The 8,902-nt window shown below is 43.4% G+C and carries 6 protein-coding genes; 3 read left to right on the top strand and 3 right to left on the bottom strand.

What is annotated here, in order from left to right:
* Positions 1 to 247: 247 nt before the first annotated feature.
* Together F0228_RS09605 and drt2 are read left to right on the top strand one after the other, a co-directional pair.
* The gene (locus F0228_RS09605) at positions 248 to 961 is read left to right on the top strand and encodes a hypothetical protein (protein WP_105058157.1); all 714 of its coding nucleotides are present in this window, start codon (positions 248 to 250) and stop codon (positions 959 to 961) included.
* Between the two features lie 460 nt (positions 962 to 1,421).
* Complete coding sequence (gene drt2, locus F0228_RS09600; protein WP_105058158.1) at positions 1,422 to 2,705, top strand: antiviral reverse transcriptase Drt2; 1,284 nt, start codon at positions 1,422 to 1,424, stop codon at positions 2,703 to 2,705.
* Positions 2,706 to 3,039: 334 nt separating this feature from the next.
* Here the strand turns inward: drt2 and gcvP are convergent, their stop codons facing one another.
* The 3 genes from gcvP to F0228_RS09585 all read right to left on the bottom strand — a co-directional run bounded on the left by gcvP (position 3,040) and on the right by F0228_RS09585 (position 7,734).
* A complete protein-coding gene (gene gcvP / locus F0228_RS09595; protein WP_105058159.1) occupies positions 3,040 to 5,919 on the bottom strand; it encodes an aminomethyl-transferring glycine dehydrogenase in 2,880 nt (959 codons plus the stop codon).
* A 90-nt stretch (positions 5,920 to 6,009) separates the two neighbouring features.
* Positions 6,010 to 6,390 (bottom strand): glycine cleavage system protein GcvH, encoded by a 381-nt coding sequence (gcvH, locus tag F0228_RS09590; protein ID WP_008216962.1) that lies wholly within the window; start codon positions 6,388 to 6,390, stop codon positions 6,010 to 6,012.
* 51 nt (positions 6,391 to 6,441) lie between these two features.
* On the bottom strand, positions 6,442 to 7,734 hold the full coding sequence (locus F0228_RS09585; protein WP_008216961.1) for a serine hydroxymethyltransferase: 1,293 nt from the start codon (positions 7,732 to 7,734) through the stop codon (positions 6,442 to 6,444).
* 439 nt (positions 7,735 to 8,173) lie between these two features.
* Between F0228_RS09585 and F0228_RS09580 the strand changes: the two genes are divergently transcribed.
* A complete protein-coding gene (locus F0228_RS09580; protein ID WP_017059847.1) occupies positions 8,174 to 8,797 on the top strand; it encodes an XRE family transcriptional regulator in 624 nt (207 codons plus the stop codon).
* The last annotated feature ends 105 nt before the right edge of the window (positions 8,798 to 8,902 follow it).

The raw sequence follows: 8,902 nt of genomic DNA, 5'->3' as shown, positions 1-8,902 counted from the left end.
GTTTAATCGAACTACCAGATAGAAGAACTTTAGTTGCAGCTAAAGTCTGGGTCTCACCTTACCCGATTGGAGTGCTTATTATCCATACAAGCGTTTAAGACAGATTCGCAACGCTCGGCATTTTTAGTTTGAATCAAGTATAGTGTTTACGGTGGCATGGTTAGGTTTCGTGGTTGTGTTGCTCACTACTTAACGCGGCGTTAAGCATTACAAGCAACTATGTCTAAATAACTGAAAGTGAGAAGTAATGAAAGCTGGAGATATATTAGCAACTCAATCTAGTGGATTCGTAAGTAAGGTTATTAGGTTGGGGACTGGTGGCGAATGGAGCCATGTCGCTATTGCTACCAGTAACAATAAAATTCTTGAAGCGGTAAAAAGTGACAACAATGAAGAGTCTCATGATGTAAGAGAAATCACCTTAAACGACTTTCTGAAAGACAAATCCAAAGTTATTCTTCTTAATCGACCAAATAAGTTGACAGGAAATGAGCATGCTAAGTTAATGAGGTTTTCGACGGAAATAAAAATCAAAGATTATACTTGGATGCATGCCCTAGCTACTACAACCTTGCCACTATACAAAATTGTATTAATGATCGTTTTCATTTCCTCAATATTTACGATTTCTACGGGAAATCTTTCCGTTTATTTTGGAGTTCTTGGGGTGGTTTCAGCATTTCTCTTCGGGGTATATCAATTAATGGCACTTGCTACTAGAAGTTCATTTGGGGTGGAAACAACAGAGAAAATTTATAGTAAGTGCAGTTTTGGGCGATACCTCGTCAGGAAAAGATACGATATGTTTTGCTCTAAACTTGTACTCCTAGCAGATCGAGAAATAGATGGGCAGCTCTCGAAAGCCCTGCAATATGAAGATGAGGTTCAACCAACTCAAATTGTCGAGTCATGTAAAAGTTTAGGCTGGGAAGTTCAATACATAACTACCCCAAGTAAGTAATGCCTAACAAAAAATTTAAGAGTGATTCAGTACGCTTGGCACTTGGGTTTGAGTTAGTTTCAGTAATTACGGTGGTCAAAGTGAGTATCGTGGTAGCGTGCTTCACACCTTAATTGGGCGTTATGTTTCCATTGGCTGTATTGCATTCTGTTTCCTATAAGCGTAATATGAACTTGCTTTTGATAGGGGCAAATAAGTCGTTGATCAAAAGGAGCTTAACAGGCTGTCAAGTCCAATCGGTATGCCCACAAGGCAAGCTGAGCAGATAGACAGCAGGAACTGGAATAGGGTCTTCATAGATACCTCCACGGTTATAGTTACAGTATAATCCATTTCTAACATGACGCGGCTAGAGCCTACGGGCTCGTGGATGGTTGTTTTAACAACTTGGTTAAGCCGAGGTAAGGCGTAAGGAATTGCCGAAGTTCTAAGTCTGCCTCGGTTTTGCTAGAGAATCTAAATGTCATCAAATATACCTCTTTGGTATCGAAGTCGTGGTTATCTACATTTCGATTTACCAATCAGCTTAAAAAAAGCTCGTAACCTTGTAACGAATCCTGACCTTGTGTCAAAACACGCGTTCTTTCCTTTAATCAACTATGCTGTTGAATCAAAAAAAATAAGTAAAGACAAAAAAACGCGGAAAATTGATATTGCAGTTAAAGAGCGTCCAATTGCTTACTCAGCACATGTGGATAGCCACATCTATGCTTACTATGCCAATCTATTAAGTAGAAAGTACGAATCTAGATTAAAAAGCGCAGGGTTATCAGATTGCATCCTTGCTTTTCGTGGTTTAGGAAAAAGTAATATTGATTTTGCTTTCGAGGCATTCGAGCAAATTAAAAAAATGGGTGAATGTAGCGCAGTAGCGTTAGACTTTTCTAAATTTTTTGACACTCTAGATCATTCTCTTTTGAAACAAAGTTGGGCTAATTTACTCGGTGAAGAAAAACTACCACCAGATCACTTTAATGTATTCAAATCAATCACTAAGTTCTCACAAGTAAATAAAGTTGATCTATATAAGGAATTTGGTATTTCACCAAACAACCCTAAAAATGGACGAACTCGGGTTTGTACAGCTCAGGAGTTTCGAGATGTTGTTAGGAAAAAGAAACTTATAAAACCAAATAAAAACTCGTTCGGTGTCCCTCAGGGCTCACCAATTAGTGCTTTGCTATCAAATATATACATGTTTGAATTTGATGCTGAAATGAAAAAGTACATGGATATACATGGTGGTAAATATTATCGTTACTGCGATGATATGCTATTTATTGTTCCAGCACCGCTCAGAGATAAAGTAGCTGGTTTTGCTCAAGAGCGCGTCAAAAGTTTAGAAGTAACTATTAACACAAAGAAAACAGAATTAAGAACATTCAAATATCAAAATGACGTTTTAGTAGCAGACCAAATGCTTCAATACCTAGGTTTTATGTTTGATGGTGAAAATGCTTATATTCGCTCTTCGTCGTTGGCTAGATACTCAGAAAAAATGAAATGTGGAATTCGTTTAGCTAAAAGAACAATGGACAAATATAACGCTGTTCGTTTGACTAAAGGCTTACCTGAGAAAGATTTATATAAACGTAAATTATACAGTCGTTATACCCACCTAGGTGGTCGAAATTTTGTTACATATGGTTTAAGGGCTGCAAAAACGATGCAGAGTAAAACTATTAAGCGGCAACTCAAACCCCTATGGCGCAGATTTCATGAAGAACTCGAACGAGAAACATAACAAACGACTATGGCGCCAAAATCAACTTGGCGCTTTCTATTTCGTCCATACAATCACTTCTTTGTTTTGAACTTACTGCCACAAAGCCGGCAGAAACACCAAAAGCCCAATCCCAAGCGTGACTTTTAGAAGCAAGCCAAGAGGAGCACCACCTTTTGGCGCTTTGTTACAACATCCCATAATTGATTCCTAATTTGTCGTGAATGTCATATCACCTTAAACCTTTCCCTTACGTTAAGGTCAATGCATTTGTTGGACTCAAATTTCAGACAACAAAAAGGCGAACCGTTTGGTTCGCCTTTTGTTACGTTTTGCTGCTAAGCGCCGCTACGAATTAGTCTTCGTAGTTGTCGATGCTTGGGCAAGAACAGATTAGGTTACGGTCGCCGTATACGTTGTCTACACGGTTAACTGTAGGCCAGTACTTCGAGTTCTTCGTTGCTTTCGATGGGAAACAACCAAGTTCACGAGAGTAAGGGCGATCCCATTCTGCGCCAGCTAGGTCAACTTGTGTGTGTGGTGCGTTCACTAGAGGGTTGTTGTCTAGTGGCCATTCACCGTTTTTCACTGCTGCCATTTCGTGGCGGATTGCGATCATCGCTTCACAGAAACGGTCTAGCTCTTCTAAATCTTCTGATTCAGTTGGCTCTACCATGAGTGTGCCAGCTACTGGGAAAGACATCGTAGGCGCGTGGAAACCGAAGTCCATTAGACGCTTAGCAATATCTTCTTCGCTGATGCCTGTATCTTCTTTAAGTGGACGAATATCGATAATACATTCGTGCGCTACGCGGCCGTTAGTACCACGGTAAAGAACAGGGTAGTGAGGACGTAGTTTTTCCATCACGTAGTTCGCGTTCAGAATCGCTACTTTCGTTGCGTCTGTTAGGCCAGGTTCGCCCATCATTGCGATGTAAGCCCAAGAGATAGGTAGAATTGAAGCACTACCTAGATCTGCAGCTGATACCGCGTAGTCAGAACCTTGTACACCGTTTTCGATGTGACCTGGTAGGAAAGGTGCTAGGTGCGATTTAACGCCGATAGGACCCATACCCGGACCACCACCACCGTGTGGGATACAGAATGTTTTGTGTAGGTTCAAGTGAGATACGTCTGAACCGATGAAGCCAGGCGAAGTTAGGCCTACTTGAGCGTTCATGTTCGCGCCGTCTAGGTAAACCTGACCGCCCGCTGCGTGTACTTGTTCACACACTTCTTTCACTTGCTCTTCGTATACGCCGTGCGTAGAAGGGTAAGTGATCATGATGCTTGATAGGTTTTCTTTGTGCTTCTCGATTTTCGCAGCTAAGTCTGTCATGTCGATGTTGCCATCTTCATCACACTTAACAACTACTACCTTCATTGAAACCATTGATGCTGTTGCAGGGTTAGTACCGTGCGCAGAGCTTGGGATCAGACAAACGTTACGGTGAGCTTCACCGCGGCTTGCATGGTAACGTTGAATCGCGATTAGACCTGCGTATTCGCCAGATGCACCAGAGTTAGGCTGTAGTGAGAAATCGTCGTAACCGGTGATTTCGCATAGCTTCTCTTTAAGATCTTTCGCTAGTGCAGTGTAACCAGCCGCTTGCTCTAGAGGTGCGAATGGGTGAATTGAACCAAACTCAGGCCATGTTACTGGGATCATCTCAGCGGCAGCGTTCAGCTTCATCGTACAGCTGCCCAGTGGGATCATGCCGTGCGTTAGTGAGAAGTCTTTGTTCTCAAGCTGTTTTAGGTAACGCATCATTTGCGTTTCGCTGTGGTGCGTGTTGAATACTGGGTGAGTTAGGAACTCAGATTCACGACGGCAGTTTTCTGGAATTGCTGCAAACTCGTTTGATGCAATGTCAGAAGAAAGTGCTTGAACGTCCTCTTTCACGTCGAAGATAGCGAACAATGCGTTCACGTCGTCGATCGTTGTTGTTTCATCTAAGCTAATACCGATCTTACCTTTAAGAAGGCGAAGGTTGATGTCTGCTGCTTGCGCTTTCGCGTACAGTGCATCTGTCTTATCTTCTGAATTGATTGTGATGGTATCGAAGAAGCTGTTATTCGTTAGCTCGTAACCTGCTTTAGTCAGGCCAGCTGCTAGGATAGCTGTCATGTGGTGTGTACGACGAGCGATAGTACGTAGGCCTTCTGCACCGTGGTAAACCGCGTAGAAAGACGCCATGTTTGCTAGAAGTGCTTGAGCTGTACAGATGTTCGATGTCGCTTTTTCGCGGCGGATGTGTTGCTCACGAGTTTGCATCGCCATACGTAGCGCTTGGTTACCGTGAGTATCGATAGAAACACCGATTACACGACCTGGCATTGTACGCTTATGCTTTTCACGAGTCCCCATGAATGCAGCGTGTGGACCGCCGTAACCCATAGGAACACCGAAACGTTGTGCGCTGCCGATAACTACGTCTGCGCCCATTTCGCCCGCAGGCTTAAGTAGAGCAGAAGCAAGTAGGTCAGTAGCCACTGTAACTAGTGTTTTGTTAGCTTGAGCTTTCGCAATGATGTCTGTTAGATCACGAACTTCGCCTGTTGTGCCAGGGTATTGAACTAAAGCACCAAATACGTCTTGCTCTGGAAGTGTTTCAAGAGCGCCAACCATTACTTCAAAACCGATGTACTCAGCACGAGTTTTAACAACTTCTAGTGTTTGAGGGTGAACATCGTCAGCAACGAAGAATACTTTGCTCTTGCTTTTACCAGCACGCTTACACAGTGTCATTGCTTCGCCAGCCGCTGTCGCTTCGTCAAGAAGAGACGCGTTCGCGATTTCCATACCTGTAAGGTCCATTACCATTTGTTGGTAGTTAAGCAGAGACTCAAGTCGACCTTGAGAAATCTCTGGTTGGTATGGTGTGTAAGCTGTGTACCAGCCTGGGTTCTCTAAAACGTTACGTAGAATAACGTTTGGAGTGAATGTGTTGTAGTAGCCTTGGCCAATGAAAGTACGTTTCACTTGGTTTAGGTTAGCGATCTCTTTAAGAGAGGTCAGCATGTCCATTTCGCTCAGTGGCGCAGCAAGTGTCATTGGTTTTTCAAGACGGATTTGTGCAGGAACCGTTTCGTCGATCAGTGCGTCTAGGCTAGTCGCGTTGATCGCTTCAAGCATTTTTTGCTGGTCTGCTTTATTTGGGCCGTTATGACGAGCAACAAACTCGTTTTGTGTACCCAAGTCTTTCAGTAATTGGCTTTGAAGTAATTCAGTCATGATATCGTTCTACTTTCTCTCTGGAGCCGTGAGCTAGCCCCTAAAATTAAGCTGCTCACAAGAGCAGCTTTATCGTAATGAGGTTACCTATTAGTCTTCTTCGATAGAGCTTAGGTATTCTTCCGCATCTTTAAGGTTGTCTAGTTCAGACGCATCAGACATCTTCACTTTAACAATCCAACCACCTTCATAAGGTTCTTCGTTGATTAGCTCTGGGCTATCTTCTAGTTCTTCGTTGATTTCTACGATTTCACCAGAGATTGGCGCGTAGATATCAGAAGCAGCTTTAACTGACTCAACTAGAGAGAAGCTTTCGCCAGCTTCAATTTCGTCTTCAGTTTCAGGCAGGTCAACAAACACAACGTCACCTAGCATCTCTTGAGCGTGCTCAGAAATACCGATAGTTACAGTACCGTCACCGTTGTCTTTTACCCACTCGTGGCTGTCTGCAAACTTAAGTGTATTGTCCATTGCTTATTCTCCAAAAATTTATGAGGTTTTAATTTAAATCTTAAAAACGGATTAACGGTAAAGAGGGAAGCGTTTGCAAAGCTCTTTAACTTGCTTGCGAACACGTTGCTCAACTTCAGCGTTGCCTTCAGGGCTTTCAACTAAGCCATCAAGAACATCACCGATCCATTCACCGATAAGTTTGAATTCTTCAGTGCCAAAACCACGACTGGTTCCAGCTGGCGTACCTAAACGAATACCCGAAGTAATCATAGGCTTCTCTGAGTCGAATGGTATGCCATTTTTGTTACATGTGATCCCAGCACGCTCTAATGCTTCTTCAGTTACGTTACCTTTCAAGCCCTTAGGACGAAGGTCAACCAGCATTAGGTGCGTGTCCGTTCCGCCAGTCACAATGTCACAACCGCGAGTTTGCAACACTTCAGCAAGAACTTTTGCGTTATCGATCACTGAATTAATATAAGTATTAAATTCTGGGCCAAGTGCTTCGCCAAATGCGACAGCTTTAGCCGCAATTACGTGCATTAGTGGGCCGCCTTGTAGGCCTGGGAATACTGCAGAGTTGATCTTTTTATTGATGTCTTCGTGGTTGGTCAGAATCATACCGCCGCGTGGGCCACGAAGTGTTTTGTGTGTCGTTGTCGTTACAACGTGTGCGTGTGGCAGTGGGCTAGGGTGTGCACCTGTCGCGATAAGACCCGCGATGTGTGCCATATCTACCATTAGGATAGCGCCAACTTCGTCAGCGATTTCGCGGAATTTAGCGAAATCGATAACGCGTGGGATAGCACTACCACCCGCAATAATCATTTTAGGTTGGCATTCGATAGCAAGAGCGCGTACCGCTTCGTAATCGATTTCAAGAGTGTCGCGGTCTACGCCGTATTGAACTGCGTTGAACCATTTGCCTGAAAGCGCAGGGCGTGCACCGTGCGTAAGGTGACCACCAGCGTCAAGAGACATACCTAGGATAGTGTCGCCAGGTTGAAGTAGGGCAAGTTTAACTGCGCCGTTCGCTTGAGCACCTGAGTGAGGTTGTACGTTCGCGTATTCACACTTGAATAGCTGTTTAGCACGTTCAATCGCAATAGCTTCTACTGTATCTACGTGCTCACAACCACCGTAGTAACGACGACCTGGGTAGCCTTCTGCGTATTTGTTGGTAAGGCAAGTGCCTTGAGCTTGCATTACTGCTTTAGAAACGATGTTCTCAGAAGCAATAAGTTCGATTTGTTCGTTTTGACGAGTGTTCTCTGCTTGGATTCCAGCAAATACTGCGTCGTCAGTCGCAGATAGGTTCGTAGAGAAAAAACTGTCTAAGCTATGGTTTTGATAAGCGTTCATTGTCGAGACCTTTCATTAAGCTAATGGTGATTGTTTTTATAGTCCATTAGGTCTTACGTTGATTTCTGCATCGGTATCGTTTGCGTTATATAGATGTATAAATAGTGCGTTGCTTCTTATTTATACGACCATAGCGTCAAAGCGATCGTTGTAGGGTCAATGCAGCACGAATTGGTTCCCAAAAATTTCGGGTAAAAACAGCTCTTACAAATGTTAAATCTATCACTTGCTGCAAGCTGAAGTAGCATCTCTTCATCTAACAAGTCGATAACATAGCTCCGATAAAATCAATTTTCAACAAAAATTTCCAATAGGAAACAGTTTTTCTCGTTTTGCTACAGGGAGCACGCTTTATTTCCCTGTGTGCTCTTTAATCAACAAAGCGCTTCATGCAACAATGAAATCAATAGACAGGAAGTAAGAAATAAATGAGGGACCTATGTCAGAAGACATTTATGATGAGTACCCATCTTTAACGTTGGCGAAAGAGACGTTAGATCAGAATATCGAACCACTTAGGCTCGGCCAGCGTATTAAAGATATCCGCAGCAAGCTGGGCATTACGTTAGAAGAGGCGAGCCAACGCACTGGTTTGGCGCGCTCTACGCTGAGTAAAATCGAGAACGAACAAATCTCACCGACGTTCCAAGCGATGCAGAAATTGGCTATGGGTTTGCAAATCGATATGCCGCAACTCTTTGAGCCGCCAAGAAAAAAAGTTGCCACAGGACGTCGTGACTTAACTAAAGCAGGCCAGGGCAAACCTCACCCAACTCCGACTTACGAGCATGAACTGCTGGCGACAGAACTTTCGAATAAGAAGATGATGCCGTTCAAGAGCCGAGTGAGAGCACGCACCTTTGAAGAGTATAACGATTGGGTTCGCCACGATGGTGAAGAGTTCTTGATGGTGATCTCTGGTGATGTGATGTTCTACTCAGAATTCTATGAGCCGGTACCCATGAGCGAAGGTGATAGCATGTATTACGACGCCAACATGGGCCATATGTTGATTTCTACTAGTACAGAAGATGCACTGATTTTGTGGGTGACTGCAAAATAAGTTAACAAAGTTAGAATTTCTTATAGTGAATGCAAACGTTTGCTTTTGTTTCTAACGTTTGCCAAAAGACGCGATATTGGTGTGAAAAGCATCAATATCGCGTTT

The organism is Vibrio sp. 99K-1 (assembly GCF_013114585.1).
GTDB lineage: Bacteria > Pseudomonadota > Gammaproteobacteria > Enterobacterales > Vibrionaceae > Vibrio > Vibrio chagasii_B.
The sequence above is the reverse complement of the archived record's forward strand: the minus strand, read 5'-3'. Positions and strand labels throughout refer to the sequence as shown.

What these genes read in the sequence shown, in the direction of transcription:
- F0228_RS09605 (WP_105058157.1), top strand. Translation starts at nt 248, where the DNA reads ATGAAAGCTGGAGATATATTAGCAACTCAATCTAGTGGATTCGTAAGT.
- drt2 (WP_105058158.1), top strand. Translation starts at nt 1,422, where the DNA reads ATGTCATCAAATATACCTCTTTGGTATCGAAGTCGTGGTTATCTACAT.
- gcvP (WP_105058159.1), bottom strand. Translation starts at nt 5,919, where the DNA reads ATGACTGAATTACTTCAAAGCCAATTACTGAAAGACTTGGGTACACAA.
- gcvH (WP_008216962.1), bottom strand. Translation starts at nt 6,390, where the DNA reads ATGGACAATACACTTAAGTTTGCAGACAGCCACGAGTGGGTAAAAGAC.
- F0228_RS09585 (WP_008216961.1), bottom strand. Translation starts at nt 7,734, where the DNA reads ATGAACGCTTATCAAAACCATAGCTTAGACAGTTTTTTCTCTACGAAC.
- F0228_RS09580 (WP_017059847.1), top strand. Translation starts at nt 8,174, where the DNA reads ATGTCAGAAGACATTTATGATGAGTACCCATCTTTAACGTTGGCGAAA.